Source organism: Novosphingobium sp. 32-60-15 (assembly GCF_002280675.1).
Classification (GTDB): domain Bacteria; phylum Pseudomonadota; class Alphaproteobacteria; order Sphingomonadales; family Sphingomonadaceae; genus Novosphingobium.
Map to the genome: position 1 here is coordinate 1 of NZ_NCEN01000034.1, position 18,260 is coordinate 18,260.

General features: G+C 63.9%; 14 protein-coding genes. 5 read left to right on the top strand and 9 right to left on the bottom strand.

The features are described 5' to 3' along the window. Nucleotides 1–150: 150 nt before the first annotated feature. Entirely contained in the window at nt 151–558 is a 408-nt protein-coding gene (locus tag B7Y89_RS16720) for a DUF3768 domain-containing protein (protein ID WP_292940222.1), read from the bottom strand. Nucleotides 559–666: 108 nt separating this feature from the next. On the opposite strand from B7Y89_RS16720, the gene B7Y89_RS16725 reads away from it, so the two are divergent. Then, on the top strand, nt 667–1,155 hold the full coding sequence (locus tag B7Y89_RS16725) for a hypothetical protein (RefSeq protein ID WP_292940225.1): 489 nt from the start codon (nt 667–669) through the stop codon (nt 1,153–1,155). On the opposite strand, the gene B7Y89_RS16730 is transcribed toward B7Y89_RS16725, so the two are convergent. The 6 genes from B7Y89_RS16730 to B7Y89_RS16755 all read right to left on the bottom strand — a co-directional run bounded on the left by B7Y89_RS16730 (nt 1,149) and on the right by B7Y89_RS16755 (nt 7,469). Beyond that, nucleotides 1,149–1,382: a hypothetical protein gene (locus B7Y89_RS16730; RefSeq protein ID WP_292940228.1), complete on the bottom strand. Its 234-nt coding sequence runs from the start codon at nt 1,380–1,382 to the stop codon at nt 1,149–1,151. The two genes, B7Y89_RS16725 and B7Y89_RS16730, sit on opposite strands and share 7 nt — an antisense overlap. A 22-nt stretch (nt 1,383–1,404) precedes the next feature. Then, nucleotides 1,405–2,010 (bottom strand): hypothetical protein, encoded by a 606-nt coding sequence (locus B7Y89_RS16735; RefSeq protein WP_292940231.1) that lies wholly within the window; start codon nt 2,008–2,010, stop codon nt 1,405–1,407. Nucleotides 2,011–2,021: 11 nt separating this feature from the next. Beyond that, nucleotides 2,022–2,678, bottom strand: a complete 657-nt coding sequence (locus tag B7Y89_RS16740; protein WP_292940234.1) for a hypothetical protein — start codon at nt 2,676–2,678, stop codon at nt 2,022–2,024. Between the two features lie 102 nt (nt 2,679–2,780). Further along, nucleotides 2,781–3,680: a zincin-like metallopeptidase domain-containing protein gene (locus B7Y89_RS16745; protein WP_292940237.1), complete on the bottom strand. Its 900-nt coding sequence runs from the start codon at nt 3,678–3,680 to the stop codon at nt 2,781–2,783. Then, the gene (locus tag B7Y89_RS16750) at nt 3,677–5,341 is read right to left on the bottom strand and encodes an ATP-binding protein (protein ID WP_292940240.1); all 1,665 of its coding nucleotides are present in this window, start codon (nt 5,339–5,341) and stop codon (nt 3,677–3,679) included. The genes B7Y89_RS16745 and B7Y89_RS16750 overlap by 4 nt, the downstream gene beginning before the upstream one ends. A 76-nt stretch (nt 5,342–5,417) precedes the next feature. Next, complete coding sequence (locus B7Y89_RS16755; protein WP_292940243.1) at nt 5,418–7,469, bottom strand: ParB/RepB/Spo0J family partition protein; 2,052 nt, start codon at nt 7,467–7,469, stop codon at nt 5,418–5,420. Nucleotides 7,470–7,743: 274 nt separating this feature from the next. On the opposite strand from B7Y89_RS16755, the gene B7Y89_RS16760 reads away from it, so the two are divergent. The 4 genes from B7Y89_RS16760 to B7Y89_RS16775 all read left to right on the top strand — a co-directional run bounded on the left by B7Y89_RS16760 (nt 7,744) and on the right by B7Y89_RS16775 (nt 12,830). After that, the gene (locus B7Y89_RS16760) at nt 7,744–8,739 is read left to right on the top strand and encodes a hypothetical protein (protein ID WP_223806857.1); all 996 of its coding nucleotides are present in this window, start codon (nt 7,744–7,746) and stop codon (nt 8,737–8,739) included. Next, nucleotides 8,733–9,488, top strand: coding sequence for a hypothetical protein (locus B7Y89_RS16765; protein WP_292940248.1), 756 nt, complete (start codon nt 8,733–8,735; stop codon nt 9,486–9,488). Before B7Y89_RS16760 ends, B7Y89_RS16765 begins: the two co-directional genes overlap by 7 nt. 216 nt (nt 9,489–9,704) lie before the next feature. Then, nucleotides 9,705–12,011, top strand: coding sequence for an AAA family ATPase (locus B7Y89_RS16770; protein WP_292940251.1), 2,307 nt, complete (start codon nt 9,705–9,707; stop codon nt 12,009–12,011). Nucleotides 12,012–12,014: 3 nt separating this feature from the next. Beyond that, nucleotides 12,015–12,830 carry a hypothetical protein gene (locus B7Y89_RS16775; RefSeq protein WP_124811278.1) on the top strand — a complete coding sequence of 272 codons (816 nt, stop codon included), beginning with the start codon at nt 12,015–12,017 and terminating at the stop codon, nt 12,828–12,830. 27 nt (nt 12,831–12,857) lie between these two features. Here the strand turns inward: B7Y89_RS16775 and B7Y89_RS16780 are convergent, their stop codons facing one another. Next, complete coding sequence (locus B7Y89_RS16780; protein ID WP_292940258.1) at nt 12,858–17,075, bottom strand: strawberry notch family protein; 4,218 nt, start codon at nt 17,073–17,075, stop codon at nt 12,858–12,860. A 58-nt stretch (nt 17,076–17,133) separates the two neighbouring features. Further along, entirely contained in the window at nt 17,134–17,568 is a 435-nt protein-coding gene (locus B7Y89_RS16785) for a toprim domain-containing protein (protein WP_292940261.1), read from the bottom strand. Nucleotides 17,569–18,260: the final 692 nt, after the last annotated feature.

Sequence of the window (18,260 nt, forward strand, 5' to 3'; positions counted from 1 at the left end):
CCATCGCTCGCATCGCCGATCATTCTCAACGCCGGATCGACGAATTGCTGCCATGGAACTACCGCCCAGCCTGACAATTCGGGCTCACCGGACGCTTACAACACATCCGCACGTTCGGCCAGTGGTTTCAATGAATACCGGCTCATCACCTCACCAGTCGCTTGCCAGCATGATCGTGACCACGCGGAAGCTCTGCTGCGCGTCCCACGGCATCTCCGAGCCCCAGGAGAACGTCCCGTCGTTGGCATAGACGTCGATCTTCCAAAAGATTTTGTGCCCCTCGAACTCGACCACACCGAAGTCACGCTCGCCGTGAGGATCGTTACCCGGCTCGATCGGGGTTTCATTGATCAGCCTGCGCAGCGCAGCCTGGCCCAACATCAGACTGGCTTGCCGGGTGCCTACGTCCTCGGCGTCACCAGCAAGGATGTCTGCCAGCGCCCGGGTGAACACAGTGCGCGAGGTTGGTAGCGATCCTGCGCGGGCGGCGTCGTTGAGCCGGGCGATCTCGGCAGTGTGGTCAGCAGCGATCGGGACGGATTGGGCTAGTTGGGTCATGGGTTCTTCCTTTCAAGATTGATCCCCCGCCGAGTGCCCCCTCCCCTCCGCTGTCCGGTTGACGGGGCCTGATTGTTCACGCTACGTTCTTTTGGAAAGGATTTCGCCATGCCCGCTCCCAGCCACCTCGACCATTTCGATCTCGACATCAGCCTGCGCGATGCGTCGTGCGACGAGAACCTGCCGCCGGTGCGCCGGGCGGTCGCGGCGCTGTGCATCGGGGTCGGCGTGGACGACGCCTACCTGTCGGTCCGGGAACTGCGCGAGGCGGTGTCGCTCGTGCATGAAAATGCGCCCGGCGGACGAGCGAAGCTCGCTGGAATCCTCAGCACGCAGTGCGACGATTTCCAGCGGGCGATCTATTATTGCCTTGCCGGGCGCGGGGTGGTCGAGATGGCCGAGGCGATGGATTGGCTGTTGACGATCCTCAAGGCCCGCGGTCGCACTGCCGCCTGGCTCAGCCGGTCGCTGGTTCGCCGCAAAGACCTCGTTTCGCCGTATGTCAGCGAAGCGCCCGACGGCCCGGTCGTATCGGCCAGCCCGGATTTCGAGCTCGGGCAATCGTGGTTCGTCGAGCGCGGGCCAGGCCCCTACTGATCATCCGGGTCGTCATCATTGCAGGTGACGACCCGCGAGACGGTGCGCCCCGGTGCCGCCTTGCTCGCCAGGACCACGCGGAAGGGCTGCAGCGGGTTGCCAGTCTTGACCACAGCGGTGTCGCCCTGAACATGCTCGGCAACCCTGGTGGCGATCCGGTTTGCGTTCTCGATGCTGCACAGGCGCGCCCGCTTGGACGAGCGCTGAGGACGGGCGGAGTCGGTCATGGCGGTGCTCACTCGATGCTGGTCACGACGCTGACGGGGCTGCGGGCGGCGGCACGATCGTCCACGCCCGGCTCATCAGCTTGCTGATCTTCACCCCTACCCCGTCGCTGACCCGGCGCAGGATGGTCTTGCGGCCCGACTGGACCACGCGAAAGCAGCGCTCGCTCTGCCCGTCGGTGAAGGTCAGCGGCTCAGCCAGCACCAGCATGTCGCCCGGCGCCGGCTTGCGGCGCGTAGTTAGCGCCAAGCGCTGTCGACACTGCTCACGCCACTGGGCGGCGTATTCATTGCCGGGTGGCCCGAGCAAGTCGAGGATCGAGGCCGGGCAGTCGTAGCTGTAAGGCCCCATCGTCTCGCTCATGTCCTTGTAGCCAAACTCCTCGCCGCTGCGCGCGCCGGGGTTCCATTTGACGAGACAGATGATCGCGAATGTCTCGCGCGGGGCTTCGAGGTCATAGCTCTGGCAAGCGGCGTAGTAGGCGCCCGAACGAACGGTCGACTTCACGACGCGCAGGCCGGTTTCCCGGCCCTTCTCGGGGTCCGGCGGATAGGTGCACTGGTTGTCGAGATAGGCTTTCGGCGTGGCAAACGGGGCCATGCCGCCGCGGGACATGAACAGCCAACCCATGGGCTTGTCTCCTAGACGAACGCCTGCTGGCGCGGATTGATGGAAAGGCCGGTCTCGCGAACGACGAGAGCGCGGAAGCTCTGCGGTGCGGCAAGGACGGCGATGTCGCAGAAGTGGTTTCGGTTGCCCAGGTAGTCCTGACGGCCCTTGCAGCGGCGGAACATGACCTCGCGGCCCGGGCGGACGCAGGGGATCGAGACCTGGACGTAGATCTCGTCGCCGTGGAGCGTAATCTCGCCAGAGACCGCAGGGCCGGCGAAGTTGCTGCGCAGGTCGAACTGGTCGGGTTCGAGCCCAAGGTGGCGCGCTGCCACCCGCAGCGCAGAGCGGGCCTCGCGGTGGAAGGCGCGCTTGGCTTCGGGATCGTAACCGATGCCCCGCCGTGCCAGCGCCACGAGAGCGGGCTTCGATTTCAGTTCGTCGATCTTGGCGAGGCACTGCCGGCGCAGCGGCAGGTCTTCCGCGAAGGTCTCATCGGGCGCGTGGCCGAGAGCGATGCGGCCGACGTGACGCGCGAGCAGGATGGTCCCGGGATCGCGTGCCGGATCGATACCGGCGTTGCGTGCGTCCTGCATCGCATCGACGACGGCCTGGGTTGCCGTGGCAATGGTCGCGAGGCCATCGGGCTGCAGGGCCCGGCGATAGCGGAAGTCGAGATCGTAGTTCATCGGTGGAGTCTCCCTTTGCGCCCCCTGGCGCATCGGGCTCCCACCCCCTCCCCTTCCCGTTCGTCATGCGAGCGGGCCCGGGCCATCGCACTGCGGGCGCCGTCAGGCCGCCTCCTTGAGATCGCCCGCGAGCGCTGGATCGAACTGGCGCAGCCACTTGACCGCCTGCTCGGCCTTGGCTGCCGCGTGGAGGATCGCGGTCTTGTCCCCGCGCAGGATCTTCATCCAGTGGTGGATGTAGGAAGCGTGGCTGTCGTGAATCTCATTGGGGAGACCGTACTCAGCGCAGAGTGTGGCTTGGCATAGCGACGCGACGATTTCCTCGAAGGCATAGGCGTCGTCACCGAACCGCTTGCCGAACTGGCGGCCCAATCGCTTGGGGCTTCCCGTAGCGTGCCCGAGTTCGTGGCACCGGGTCGAGAAGTAAGCCTCGACCGAGTGGAACGCGTTTGGCCACGGCAAAGTGACCGTGTCAGTGCTCGGCGTGTAATGCGCGCTGTCGCCGCCGTGGACGACGCGGATCGGGATCGCGTCGAGGAAGGCCTGCACCCCGGCCGAAAGTGCGCCAATCGCCTTGGGGTCAGGCGGCTCGGGATAGTAATGCGCTGGCAGCCCCTCGATCTGCGAGGCGTTGAACACGTGGTTCCACTTCATGAAGCGGATCGTCTTCTCGGTCGTCTCACCGGTTTGGCGATCGGTGTCGGTCTTGCGCGCCGAACTGTAGAACACGCTGAACGAGCCGCTCTCGCCCTTGCGCACATGGGCGCCGAGTTCGAGCGCCTGACGGAAGGTCATCCAGTAGGGGCTGGCGTAACCGCTGCTCTCGGCGACCGCCCAGAGGAAGAAGGTATTGATCCCAGAATAGGGGACACCGTTGTGGCGCAGCGGCCGCGTGCTGGTCGAGGTCCAGGGTTTGAGCCACGGGGCCGTGCCGGCCGCGATCTTTTCGAGGATCAGGTCGGTGATGACCTGCGCGACGTCGGGTTTGGGATGACGGGTCATTGGGCCGGGCCCTCCTGGGCAGGATCAAGTGAGAGGTCGGAAGCCGCGCTCGACCAGGTGAGGCGGAGCGTGCGCCCATGCGGGATGCGCCAGGCGACCCGGTCGGCGAAGGCCATGCGGATGCCGGCAAGGATCGCAGCGTCCTCGCCTTCGAGGATCGCGTGCGCGCGCACTGCGGCATCGTGACGGAAGCGGGTCTCCTGGGTGTCGTAGCTGTCCGCATCGGAATCATCCGAGGGCGAGAACACGGCATCGATGATGAGGTCGGTGAGATCGTCCGGGCCAAGCGCGGCGGTCCGCGTCAGCGCAATGCGCGCGCAGTCGGGATCGCCCCAGGAGTCAGGGTCGTCTAGAATCGCGAAATCGGTCTCAAGATCGAGCCGCCGGTCGTGCTGGTCGGTGAGTTCGATCGTGATTGCGTCGGGGCGCAGAGTGACAGCATCGGCTTCGTCGGCGGGGATGCCGCCATCAAAGGTGTAGCGCTCACCGGTGCGCACGAAGGCCGGAAGGGCATCGTACCAGGGATAGCCGATGAAATTGGTGATCGGCTCGTAGAAGGCACGCGGCTCAGGGCCGCCCAGACGGTGCATCTCGCCGCCGCTCGAGCGCCGCAAGGCGCGGCCGAAGGTGACGGCATCGAAGGAGTCGGTATCATCGTAGATCGCCGCGCCCGGCTCGAGGTCGGCAAACCGCGGCACCTCGCGGTAGCTGTCGCGGGCGAGCGTCGGGTACCACAGCGGCAACTGCCGCGCCGCCTGCGGGAAATTGTCGTGATACAGGCTCGCCTCGAGCCAGTTCTCGAAGCTCAGGCGGTGGAACGGTTCCTCGCGGATGACCGAAAAGATCGCCTCGCGGCAGAGTGCCACGAGCCGGTCGAGCGCGGCGTTGCGGTAGATTTCCTTGCGGGCGGGCAGCACCAGGACGAGATCGGGCGCGTCGATCACATCGACCAGGACGGACCATTGGGCATGGTGGACTTCCTTCACGACCGGGAAGGCGTGTTTGAGGGTCACGCCGTGGAAGTTGAGCGTCGCCACGTGCGGCGAGTGCCGATCGCGGAAGACGCCAATCCTGAACCCCTCCCGCTCGATGACCTTGTGCGCGTCTGCGAGGAAATCGGCGCGGGCGAGGTCTTTGCCATTGTAGCTGACGGCAAGCGGCAGGAACCGGGCGGCTGCCTCGACGCAGCGTTCGAGCTTGCCGTCAGGCTGCGGATCGAACCGGAAGGCGATTGTCGTGCCGCGCGACCCGTCGAAGGGCAGCACATCTATGTCGGCCTCGCCGGTCCAGGCATCGCCCGTGATCGCGAGCGAGAACGCGCCGTCCGCGCTCCGCGAACTGACCACTGTGTCGAGGCCCGCGAGGCTGAAGAACCCCATGCCCGCCGGGTCCTCGCGCGTACGGCACTCCTCGGACCAGTCGGACTGGCCGAGTGAGAGGAGGTCAACAGGGTCGGCAATCCCGGCGCCGTCATCGCTCACCGTGATGAGGCAGGCATCGCCCATGTGCTCGGCGGTGACCGTGATGCGCGTTGCTCCCGCGCGGCGGGCATTCTGGAAGAGCTCGTTGAAGATGTCGTCGAGGGTCCCGTTGAAGATCCGGGTAACCTTCGAGATCGCCTTGGGGGAAACCCGGGCGCGCAGCTTGGTGATCATGGTCATGAGGGTAGTTCCTGGATGGACCGGCACGCTGCCGCAGATCGCAACGGATGCGCGGGCAGCGTGCCGGCAAGGCTGGTCAGGCGTCGACGGTCTCGCTGGCTTCGACGGCCTGCTCATCGGCAGGTTCGAGGTCGCCCGCATCGCTGTCCGGTTCGTGCGCAACCGGCGCTTCCTGATCTGGCTCGCTCGCCGCGAGCACCCGGAATCGCATGGCCTCGGGCACCCAGGCGAGCGCAGCTTCCTTTACCTCGGGAGCGACGATGGTCTCGCCCGCGAACAGCTTTTCGCAGGAAGCCGAGAGGTCGCCCTTCTTCGAGCCCATGAAGCTGGCCGCCATGGTCGGTCCGCCAACTTCGCTGACGTGGGCGAGCAGCGCCTGCTTGCTCACGCGATCGAAGTAATTGGCCGAAGTTGGCCGCCAGTGGCTGGCGACGTTGATCCCCATCAACGCGGCGAGGTGATCGTGCAGGTCGATCGGCTCGGGGCCGGACTGACCGGTCTTCTTGTCGATGCCCATGCTGGCTTCCAGTGTCTTTGCCATGCACCAGGCGAGCCAGCTTGCCTTGGCATCGTCGTCGAGCGCGCTGAACGCCGAGAACCGGTCGACCGTGCGGCGATGCTCGGTCCACGACAGGTCGAGCGTCTCGCGCATGTCGGCCATCAGCGTGTGCGCCGGGCTTTCAGGGTGGTTGGCGAGGTAGAGGGAGGGCGACGGCGCGCGGAGCGTAGTGCCGAGCGCCTGCGCACTGTAAAGCGCGCGGGAGTCGGCAATGGCAAAGATCAGATAATCGAGCGCGATTGCCGGGTTCGAGGCGAGGTTGATGGCGAGGATGTCGCGGCGCTGCACAGCGAGCTCCTCGACCAGCTTCTGCGACAACGGTTTGGGGGCCGGAGCGGCGCTACCGCCTTCCCCTGCTCCGCCTGCACCCTCGCCCGCGTCGGACCCGCGGGCCTTGCGCCGTTCGAGCGGCTTGTCGCTGTAGAGGCCGCTCGCGACGGTGGGCTGGCCGTCAGCGCCGATGATCACGAAGCAGCCGACATTCGCCTTCATCTCTTCTGGGATCATCGGGGGCTTGTCGTGGAGCGCATCGTAGGCGCTGCTTGCGGCATCCCAGCGTGCCTGGAACTCGGCGGCGGCGGCCTCGTCGTCCTCGTCGAGCGTCTCGCTTTCGGCTTCCAGCGCCGAGATCGTCTCAAGCAGCTTGTCAGCCTCGATCTGTTCGTCGTCGTTGAGCGGTGCCGGTTCGAGATGGACCTGGTGGAGGTCTTCGGTCGCGTTGTAGGTGACACGCGTCTCGAGGATCGGGCGCACCCAGGCATAGCCGGAGGTTTGGGCGACCTCGGCCGCATAGGCCTGGAGCTTTTCGCCGGCAATGCGCTGGGCGATCTCGGCATCGATCCAGGTCTCGCCGCCGTCCTCGGTGAAGAGGTCGCGTTCGATCTTGCCGCCGGCGGCGAGGTATTCCGCTTCGCTGGCGAGCTTTGCCATCGGCGAAGACGAGCGGATGGCGCTGTGCGTGACCATGCGGCGGATGGAATCGGGATTGTTGCCCTGCCAGCTATTCGACAGTTCATTCCAGACCATCATCTGGCGATCATGGTTGGGCGTCGTCGCATAGGCCTTGGCGACATCGAGCGTGATCTTGCCTTCCTCGAGCGCGGCGAAGATCGGGTCGGCGAGGTCAGCAAGCCGCAGGCGGCCTTCGATGAACCGGCGGGTGCGGCCAAACCGCTTGGCGATCGCGTCGAGGTCGCTGCCCTCGTTGACGAAGTGCTTGTAAGCACGGATCTCGTCGGTCGGGGTCATGTCGAGCCGGATGACGTTCTCGATCAGCGAGAGTTCGGACTGCTCGGCAGCATCGATGTCGAGGACACGGCAGGCGACAGGGTGGTCCTTGGGGAGCTTGCCTGCGCCGAGCAGAAAGTTGAGTGCGCGGAGGCGGCGGCCACCTGCGGTCACATCGAACATGCCCCGCTTATTGGCGGGCACCACGATCAGGTTCTGGAGGAGGCCCTTGGCCTCGATATTGGCGGCCAGTTCCTCGATGAAGAGGTTGCTGTCATTCTTGCGGACGTTGGCTTCGGACAAGCGCAGCTTGCCGAGCGGGATCAACTCGATGTGGTTCATAGGGGTGCTCCTGAAAGCCGGACTTGGCCGAGCCCTTCGGCTCACACCTTCCAGCCCCCCTCCCCTCACGGTTTCAGGATTGCCCGAATTCCCGGGCACATGCCGCGCATGCCAAAACGACTTGCTCGGTTTCGTGAGGCATAAATGCTGAATTTATGCCTCACGGAGAGGCAGCATGGGCACCATCTGCAACCCATCTAACATCGTAATGGACATTTAACATTAGTGATGTTAAATAAGACGAGTGGTGTTAGAAAGGGTTCCTGAGGCGCGGTTGGAAGCGCTCGCGGAAGCTGCCGAAGCGTACGTCGAGGACGCGTTCGGACAGCGGCTTGCCCTCGTGCCCGCAGCACCCACCAATCTGCCGCACTTCATCCTCGATCGTTACGCGATTTGGCAAGGCTCGCTGGACGGCCGCGCGTTGCTGCTCATGGCCATCAGAGAAAACCTGCCGCCCGGATCTGGCGCAACGGCGCAGTACCTGAAGCACCGAGAGATGGTTCGCCACCAACTCGGGGCCGACCTGGTGCTCCTGCTGCTGGGCCGCGTACCGGGCGCGATCCGCCGCCAGATGATGGAGCGCAAGATCGGCTTCATCGCACCTGGCGCGCAGCTCTATGTCCCCGAAGTGTTCCTCGACCTGCGCGAGCGCGCGCCTGCTTTCGCGCTCGTTCACGCCGAGCAGATCAGCCCAACGACGCAATTCCTCCTGCTGGCGGTCATGCAGGGCCGCACCTTGGATGGCCTAAACCTCACCGAACTTGCGGACGAGCTGCATGTCTCGATCATGAGCATCAGCCGCACTCTGGATGAGCTCGAGGCGCTCCAATTGGCGAAGGCACACCATGTCGGTCGGCAGCGCCGTCTGCACATGGCTAGGCGCGGCCGGGAGCTTTGGGACACTGTGCAGGCACAGCTCCAGTCGCCGGTGCGCAAGGTTCGGGAGGTCTGCGCCCTGGATGGTGAAGTGATCGGCCCCCTTGCTGGGACAACCGCGCTTGCTCGCTACACCATGCTGGCTCCGCCGCGCCTCGAGACAAGGGCCATTCTGGCTGCCAGTTGGAAGAATCTGCAGGCGGCACAGTCCTTGCGGCCTGCCACCGCCTTCGATGACGTGCGCGTCGAGGTCCAGACATGGACCTACGATCCCCGAGTTCTCGCCAGCAATGGCGTTGTCGATCGCCTCTCGCTGTACCTCAGCGTCCGAGGCAGCCCGGACGAACGCGTTGCGCAAGCGGCAGAAGAACTGTTGGAGACATTTGCATGGTGATCGGGGTCGACCGCTTTCGGGCGCATTTTGCGGGCCACGAGCACCAATATGTGCTGATCGGCGGGGCCGCCTGCGAATTGATCATGGACGAAGTTGGGCTCGACTTTCGCGCTACCAAGGATCTCGATATCGTCCTGGTGGTCGAAGCACTGGACAGTGCTTTTGCGGCACGCTTCTGGGCTTTTGTCGAGGAGGGCGACTACGAAATCAGGCAGAGCAGCGAAGGCGCGAAGGTCCTTTATCGCTTCCAGAAGCCGAAGGCTGAGGGATATCCCGCCATGCTCGAGCTCTTCTCGCGCGCGCCCGAAGGCCTGAAACTGGGCGACGACGCCCACCTGACGCCGCTCGCCATCGATGAGGCCGCGGCCAGCCTATCCGCCATCCTCCTCGACGAGAGCTACTATGAGTTTCTCAAGTCGATGGTGCGCGAAGCCGGCGGCATCCCGGTTCTTGATGAGGCAGCGATCATTCCGTTCAAGGCCCGGGCATGGCTCGACCTTACCCGCCAACGCGCGGAAGGGGGCCAAGTCGATGAAAGGAACATCCGCAAGCACCGCAACGACGTCGCGCGGCTTCTGCAGTTGTTGAGCCAGGAGGCTCGATATGCCCTGCCCCCAGCCGTCGCGGAAGATATGCTCGCCTTTGTCGAGAATGCGGCGATCGAAGACGACTTCGACCCCAGACAATTCAAGGTGAACATGACGCGAGAGGGCGTCGCCGCAAGGCTGCGTGCAGCCTACCGGCTGTGATCTGAGGTTTTGCAGCCGCATTAGTGCGAGCTAAGGGCCTCGGAATAAACTCCATAGTGTCCACTTCCCCACGTGAAGACTAAGCCGCTGATGTTCGCTAGATTAGGTTGTTCGTGCTGATATTCGGCCACGAAATGGAACTGGTGACGGTTCTACGTCAATTTTGTGCTGGTCTCGAGATAATCTCGCGGACGGAGTAGTATTAGGGGGAATCGCTTGATCATCGAAATCGAGATCGCCGGCGAGGCGACCTATCCAGCTGGCGGCGAGAGGCTGACAGACCTGAAGAGGGTCAACTATCTGTTCGGCCACAACGGCTGCGGCAAGACGACGATCTCGCGCGCGATCCACGACTCGTCGATCTGCGCGGGCTACACCGTTAGTTGGCGCGACGGACGCGAGCTTGCGACGCTGGTCTTCAACCGAGATTTCGCTGATGCCAGCTTCGGTGACCAGATGCAGGGAATCTTTACGCTCGGCGAGGATTCGACCCGGGCGGCCGCCGAGATCGAGCGCCTTACGAGCGAGATCGCTGACCTTGATAACGACATGGTCAACCTGCGCCGGAATCTGGTCGGAGAGGACGGCACAGGCGGCCGTGAAAGCGAACTCGCGGCGGCGCGCACGGCACTGATCGAGGCGTGCTGGAAGTCGCAGGTCGAACACAAGGACGCGTTCATGGACGCCTTCACCGGCTTCCGTGGCAAGAAGGGCGACTTCTGCACAAAGCTGCTGGTCGAGGCAGACGGCAACACTTCTGAGTTGAAGACGCTGGACGCCCTGGTGGCAGAGGCGGCGACCGTCTTCCAGGATGCCGCGACGGCGGAGATTGCTATCGCCCCGATTTCCTTTGATCGCTTCGCGGGTCTGGAGGCTTCCCCGATCCTCACCCGCAGCATTGTGGGCCGTGACGACGTGGTCGTGGCCGCTCTCATCGGCCGCCTTGGCAACAGCGATTGGGTCAAGCAGGGCGTCGGATATCTAACCGAGGCCGATGGCCCATGCCCATTTTGCCAGCAGCCGACGCCTGCCGGATTGCTTGATGATCTAAACGCGTTCTTCGATAAGCAGTATGAGGCTGATCTCGCCTCGATCGACCTTCTCGCGGAGTCATACGAGCAGGCCGTTAATGCCGTCGTCGCCCGCATCGACGCCCTCGTTGCGGCGCCACATCGGTTTGTGGATGCGGCGGTCCTCGGCGAACGCTCCGCGGCGCTAAAGACTGCTTTCGAACTCAACATCGAACGCATCACGGCGAAACGGAAGGAGCCGAGTGGTGTGATCGAGCTCGACGCTACGACGGAGCTGACGGCTGCGATCACCGCTCTGGTCACGGCCGCCAATGAGGCGACCGAGCAGTACAACGCCACTATCCGCAACCTCGCGAGCGCAAAGTCGGCGCTAACCGCGCAGATCTGGAGGTTCGTCGTCGAGGAACGACGCACGGATCTCGACACCTACGAGACCACGGCCCGCAATCTTCAGCGCGCGATCGACGGAATGCGTGGCAGTATCGCCGACAAAACCACGCGCCGAGCGGACCTGAAACGTCAGCTCTCCGCGATTGAGCAGACGATCACCAGTGTCCGCCCGACAGTCGATTCCATCAATCGGATCCTCAGCCAATATGGCTTCTCGAACTTCCGCCTTGAGGTAGCTGGTGAGCGCAGCGACATGTATCGCATCGTGCGACTGGACGGGAGCGAGGCTGCGCACTCATTGAGCGAAGGTGAGCGTTCTTTCATCACCTTCCTCTACTTCTATCATCAACTAGCTGGCAGCACGTCGACCACAGGCACCGCAGTCGAGAAGATTGTGGTATTCGACGATCCCGTCTCGAGCCTAGACGCCGACGTACTGTTCGTGGTCAGTGCGCTGATCCGGAAGGTCGTATCCGACGTGCGGGAGAATGTAGGCAACGTCCGCCAGGTATTCGTGCTCACGCACAACATCTACTTTCACAAGGAGGTCAGTTTCGACCGAGAGCGCCGCGGCAGAGCGCGGTCGTTCGAGACCTTCTGGATCGTTCGGAAGCGCGAGAACGTGTCCTCGCTCACCCACTACGATTACAACCCGATCAAGACCTCTTACGAGCTGCTGTGGGATGAGGTGCGGAATCCGGAACGACCGAACCTCACAATCCAGAACACGATGCGCCGGATCGTCGAGAACTATCTGACCGTCCTGGGCGGGCTGAAGCAGGACGAGATCGTCGCACTTTTTGAGGGGCGCGACGCCCAAATTTGCGCCTCGCTATTCTCGTGGATTAACGACGGTTCGCACAGCTCGCATGACGATATCTACGTCGCCGTCGATGACAATGCCGTGCAAGGTTACCTGCGTGTGTTCAGAGAGGTATTCGAGCGCACAGGGCATGGAGCGCATTACCGGATGATGATGCGCATCAGCGAGGACGATCCGGAAGAAGGCGAAGTGGCTGCCGCACATGTGGGCGCAGTCGCGGCCCGTCCTGTTCCACTTGCCCCGCCGGCGCAAGCTCCCGAGCAGCCAGCAGCTGGATAGGCTATGGCCAGCCCGGTCTCGATCGATAGGGGGTGGTGGGAGCATCTCACCCCAACCCCGATGCACAAGCTGCGCGCAGCGGTCGAACGGCAGCTGCGCGCCTGGTGCGAGACCGACTATGGCAAGTTCTGGCTTAGCAGCGCGCGAGAGCCAGGTGGTGTCATTAGGATCAACGCTGGCGACGCTATCCCGGATTTCCACATGGTCGCGATGCGCAGTGGCTTGAAGTTCGTCGCGCCGCAAAAGCGCATGCGCGAGGGACACCGGAACGTGTCCATCGGCACGGACGACTATAGGTCCGGTAAGCCTCAACAAGCCGGCGAGTTGATACTATCACCGGTGATCCGCCTCGACCTCGTCAGCGACCCGGCGCTCATGGCTGCGGCGCGCAGGTTCGACATAAGCATGCCATCGGCGCACGTAACCGAACCGAGCATCCTGTTTTCGGCGCCTGCACACATCCTTATCAGGCCAAATGGCTGGCCAAAGAAGTCGTTCGTCCTCTACCAGCATATCTTCGGCGAGGGCAGTTCCTACCCCGTAGATGGTTACTTCTACGTCGGCATAACGACGCGGAGCTGGAAGACCCGCTGGGCCGAGCATCGACGCGCGATGCGCAAGGGCAGCAACTTGCTATTCCACCGCAAGCTGCGGGAGGAACTGGAGGCCGAACGGGTGACATACATCCACCACAAGGTAATGGCCGTCACGACCAACGTTGAGGCGCTTTACGAAGCGGAGGCAGCGCTGGTGCGCGGCCATTGGGAAGATACAAGACGGCTCAACATGATCCCAGGCGGTCGGGCAGGTTACCGATAGCTGCAGAGCGTTGGCTTGCCTGGTGGCTCAGCCCGGGACGGCAATGCCGACGATGATCGCCTCGGCGCCGTCCAGCGGCACGAACACCCGCGTCTTGTAGGCGATAATCTCGGTGAAGCAGCCCTTGGCCTTGAGCTCGGGAATGCGCGCGGCTTCGGCATCGACGATCTCGATCCTTCGGGAACCGTTCACGCGGGCTGTGCGGATCGTAAAATTGAGGGGATGCGGCGCCTTCCAAGTCCCGCCGCCGAGAATGGCGGCAGCAATCTTGGTCGGATCGGTCTGCGCCTTGCGGGCAACCCCAAGCTTCTCGAGGGTCGCATCGACGTAGAGGTCGTGGACATGACGGCCGAGCCAGGAGGCGCCGGACTTGTCGACGATGCGATTGACCGTAAGGTCTTCCTTGGGAAGCGCGCCCCAGATCGGCAGGAGCAGGCCCGTCGCGAGATAGACGGTCTCCGTGACCAGTTGGCTCTCGTCGGCGGCGTATTCCTCTTCCCACAGCGCGCTAAACCGGGACTTGGTGACGGGCTCCCAGGCGGACTCGTCGAGCCGGTCGGCGCGGAGGTACTCGCTGCGCAGCGGCCGCACGAGTTCGTAGCGGCGGATCATGTGACCTTCCTCGTCCATGTGCGAGGGCGCCGGAACCGCAAGCGCGACCTTGCCGGACTTGTCATTGCGCAGGAACAGCGGCTGTTCCTCATAGGATGCCATTTTGAGCACGCGCTCGAGCGAGAGGACCTTGCGCCGCTGGGTCAGCGACAGCTCAAGCAGGTGCGAGGTCGCGCCCGTCACAGGATCGGTCCGGATCACCGTGTCGGACAGCACCTCGCAGGCCTCGACCGGCACCGTCTCGACGCCGATATCGAAGGTGCCGGCTTCCTTGGCTGCCGAGACGCGGGTTTCGACAAGGGTCAGGAACTCGTCGAAGATGGCGTTCTGGACGGCGATCTTCATGGCGAGGATGCGGTTGAGCCAGCGCTGGATCGGCGGCAGATCCTCGCGCAGGACCCCGTCCTGATCGGTGAGTTCGAGCCCGCTCATCCGCTGGAACTCGGACAAGGTCGTGCTCTTGAGCTTGGCCGTCGCGAGCAGGCCGTACCAGTCGTGGAGCGCGTGCTTGGCGTAGATGCTCTCGAGGTTGTCGGACGCATCGAACATCCCCTGCCCGCCGGTCTGGCGCTGGCCGCGGGTCAGCGCGCCCAATGCATCGAGGCGCCGCGCGATGGTGCTGGTGAACCGGGCTTCGCCCTTGCAGTCGGTGGTAACCGGACGAAACAGTGGCGGGCAGGCCTGGTGGGTGCGGTGGGTGCGGCCCAACCCCTGGATCGCACGGTCCGCGCGCCATCCGGGCTCGAGCAGGAAGTGGACCCGGCGCTGCTGGTTCTTGGCATCGAGACTGGCGTGATAGCTGCGCCCCGTGCCGCCCGCATCCGAGAACACGAGGATGCGCTTGGCGCCGGTCATAAACGCAGTCGTCTCGGCAAGGTTGGTCCGGGGTGAGCGGCTTTCGAGGCGCTGTTGGCCCGATCCGTCACGGACGAGGCGTTTACTGCGCCCGGTGACTTCGGCCACCGCCGTCACGCCGTAGTGCTCGAGCAGGGCATCAAGCGCGGTCGGGATCGGCGGCATGGCGCAGATATGCTCGATCAGGTCGGCGCGTGCGGCCTCGGCCTGCGGGTTGTGGACCGGGTTGCCGGCCTCGTCCCACATCGGACGCGAGCGCACGTCGCCGAGTTCGTCCTTGTATTCCTCCATCTGCCGGGTCGGGAAGGCCCGGGTGAGGTAATCGACGACATATTCCTTGCAGTCATAGGCTATGTCGAGCGCCTCACGCTCAGCCGGTTCCAGTTGATCGAGCCGCCGGTTGAGGATGGATTCCGCCGTGCTCACCAGTTGGACCACCACGCTGTCCCCCTCGCCCAGGTGCTCGTCGATCGCAGGATAGATCGAGGGCAGCTTCAGCGAGAGCAGCACCTGTCCGAAGAAGCGCTGCTTGGTTCCCTCGAACCGGCTGCGGGCGGCCGCCTTGGCGCCGCTGTTGAGGGTCTTGTTCTCGAGCCCATCGACGATGCCGGTGAGTTCGAGCGCGGCCTCGAGGTTCTGGTGAATGATCGTCCAGGCCTCGCAATAGGTATCGTAGACCGCGATCTGCTCAGACGTCAGGTCATGGCGTAGGATGTCGTACTCTACCCCTGCGAAGCTGAGCGCCCGGGCTAGGTAGAGCCCGGAGGCCTTGAGGTCGCGGGCCACCAATTCCATCGCGGCAATCCCGCCGTCGCGGATTTCGCTGATGAACTGCTCGCGGGTTGCGAACGCCGTGCCCGGCCCCCACAGGCCGAGCCGGACCGCATAGGCGAGGTTGTTGACGTCCGATGCGCCGGTTGCCGAGGCATAGAGCACGCGGGCGCGGGGCAAAGTGTTCTGGAGCAGCACGCCGGCGATGCCCTGAAGCGAGCCCTGTTTTTGCCCCAATGCCCCTTCCCCGCCGGCGACGCCGCCCATTTCGTGGGCCTCGTCGAAGACGATCACGCCTTCGAAGTCCTCGCCGACCCAGCGGACAATCTGGTCGAGCCGGGTATCTTCGACGCGTGAGCTGCGCAGCGTGCCATAGGGAACAAACAGGATGCCTTCGGGCGCGGTAATCTCCTCGCCGATCTTCCAGCGAGCAAGATCGAGAATATCAGACGGCAAGCCGCCGATCGCTGTCCAGTCGCGCTGCGCGTCTTCGAGCAGCGGCGCATTCTTCGAGATCCAGATGTGTCGGCGATTGCCCTTCAGCCACTGGTCAAGAATGCAGGCCGCAGCCTGCCTCCCCTTCCCTGCCCCGGTACCGTCGCCGAGGAAAAACCCGGTGCGGTAAAGTTTGCCGTCCGGGTCCTCCTTGAGCGAGACCTCGCCAGCAGGATGGCTGAAGCGGCCGTGGAGATCGCGGCTCCAGGCCTCGCCCGCATAAATCACGGTTTCGAGCTGGGCGGCGGATAGCAGCCGCGCCGTGACGGTGCGTTCGGGCAATGAGGGCACGTAGCTGGGTTTTGGCGCGGCGATCGACGCCATGGCGGCGGATTCGACGAGGTGGGTTGGATGTTCGCCAGCTTCCGCGATCACCACGCGTGAAGGCCGGTAATCGGCATAGACCCCGCGCTGCTCGCCCATCGCGGCAGGTTCGTCCAGCACTTCGTAGGCGACGGGGCGGACGTCGTTGGTCTGGGGAGCTCGCACGATCACGGGCCGGGCTGGACCGGTCTTCACCGAGCGGAACAGGCTGAGCTTGGGTCGGGGCGCTGCCGACGGCGTCGGGTCGCGCAATGGCGCCCGGAGTGGCACGGTTGGCAGCGCGGCGAAGAGTTCGCCGACCGAGCTGCGGTTGATTGTCGATAGGCCGATCTCTCCCGGCACCTTGTCGATCACCAGCACGCGAACGGCGATACCGGTGCCGTGCTTGGCATAACCGCCCTTGTCCAGACGGAGCGAGAGGACGACCCGCGCGCCTTCGAGGGTGCGCCGGAAGGTTTCTTCGTACCTGGCCGAGGGCGAGAACCAGTCGGGCATGATCGCAACGATCCGGCCACCCGGCAGCAAATGGTCGAGCGCGGCCCGCAGGTGCCTGGCGGCGGTGTTCTGATCTTCCCCGCGCGATTGCGACACCGAAAACGGCGGGTTCATCAGAACAACGCTCGGCCGTTCAGTTCCGGAGAGCAGTGCGCTGAGTTTAGCGCCATCGTGGCGGTAGACCTTCTTGCCCGGAAATACGGCCTCGAGCAGGTCGGCGCGGGTTGGCTCAAGTTCATTGAGGATCAGATCCCTGACCGAGCCCTTGGCAAGCGAAGCGATGATCCCGGTGCCTGCGCTCGGTTCAAGTAACATGTCATCGCTGGAGAGCCGCGCCAGATGAACTGCAAGACGGGCCAGCGCCGGCGGTGTCGAGAACTGCTGGAACTGGATCTGGTCCTCGCTGCGTACCGTGTGGGTCGGCAGTTCGCGCGCCAGCGCCTCCAGCGTGTGGATCGCCGCGCCGACGTCCATGCGGCCGACAAGCTCGGGAATGACTAGGGAGAGTGCTACTTCCAGCGCTTCGAAACTGTCGCGCTGCTTCCAGCCACCTGCGGCGTCATTGCCGCCTGCACTCTCCGTCATGGCTTCACCCAGAGCGGCGCGGTCGATCGGAACAGCGAGGAGCAGCTTGGCGGCAAGTGTGCGCGCAGCGCCGAGAATGGCGCTGGCGCGCGGAATCGTTGTGGTCATGCGGAGAACTCCTGAGCTCGTGCCGATCAGCGGCACGCCCGCTCCAGCCCCCCTCCCCTCACCGCTTCAGAAGCTGCGCCCAGTCGTTCATGCGGCCCGGCGGCCAATCGGTCTCGATTGCAAGTCCGGGGCGTCGGTAGGATTCGGCTGCGCGATCGCGCGCCCGCCTGCCTTCGGCGTCGTTGTCGGCCAGCAGGATCACGGTTTCGACTGACGCCGGGATGTCGACCTGGTGGAAGCGTTTGGCACCCATGGTGGCCCAGGTCTGGATACCTGTGAGCGACGTATAGGCAGCCGCAGTCTCGAAACCCTCGCAAATGCCGATGGTCTTGCCTGGCGGGCCGTTGGTCCACGCCGCCCCGATAGCCTGACCGAGGACGCGCTTCTCGGTGTAAGCAGCTGTCGATGGATCGAGGAAAATACGCTGGATTGCGGCGATCGCGCCTGCCTTTCGCAAAGCGATCAGGAGTGCCGGCTCGAAGCTCGCAAGCATCCCCTTCCCGCGTGGACAACGGGGGTGAAAGCGCAGGTCTTCCAGCGGTGCCCAGATCTGGCGCACCTCGCGCACATATCGCTCGGCTAGCGTTCTTTCGATTGAACGCGCGGATTGCCAGATGCCGAGGTGAATTCCGGTGCTGTGCCCGACGCTGGGGATCACACCAGAGGCATTGACGATCGGCAGTTCGGCGATACGCCGAAGAGATGTGAGTACGTCTCGGCTGTCGCAACCAGCGTGGCATGTTACGAGGATTGCTCGATCACCCTGGCGGATGGAAAGCGACGGGGTTCGGTCGGCATGGCAAGGGCACCGACACATTGCTGTATTGCCAGACCACGTGCCACCGAGGCGGGTAATGAGAGCGCGTAACTCTGACGTAGGGTTGTTGCTGACAAGGGGCATAATCGCCCAACTCGTCCCTGCTCCCCTCCCTCATTGTGACTCTTGTGCCCCATTCTCGCCAGATGGAGGGTCCATGTTGGGTCACACGAATCGGCATTTGATCTTCTAAAAATCAATTTACACACGCCGCTGCTTGCAGCGGAAGGATTCATGATTCTAAGGATTCAGATTCACAGGCCTAAAAGTGATCTGCCCCCCGCTGAGTGGCCCAGAGACTATGATAGTCTGGACCACGAAAGGGACGATGAATGCCGAGCAAGAAGCACAAGCCGGAAGAGATTATC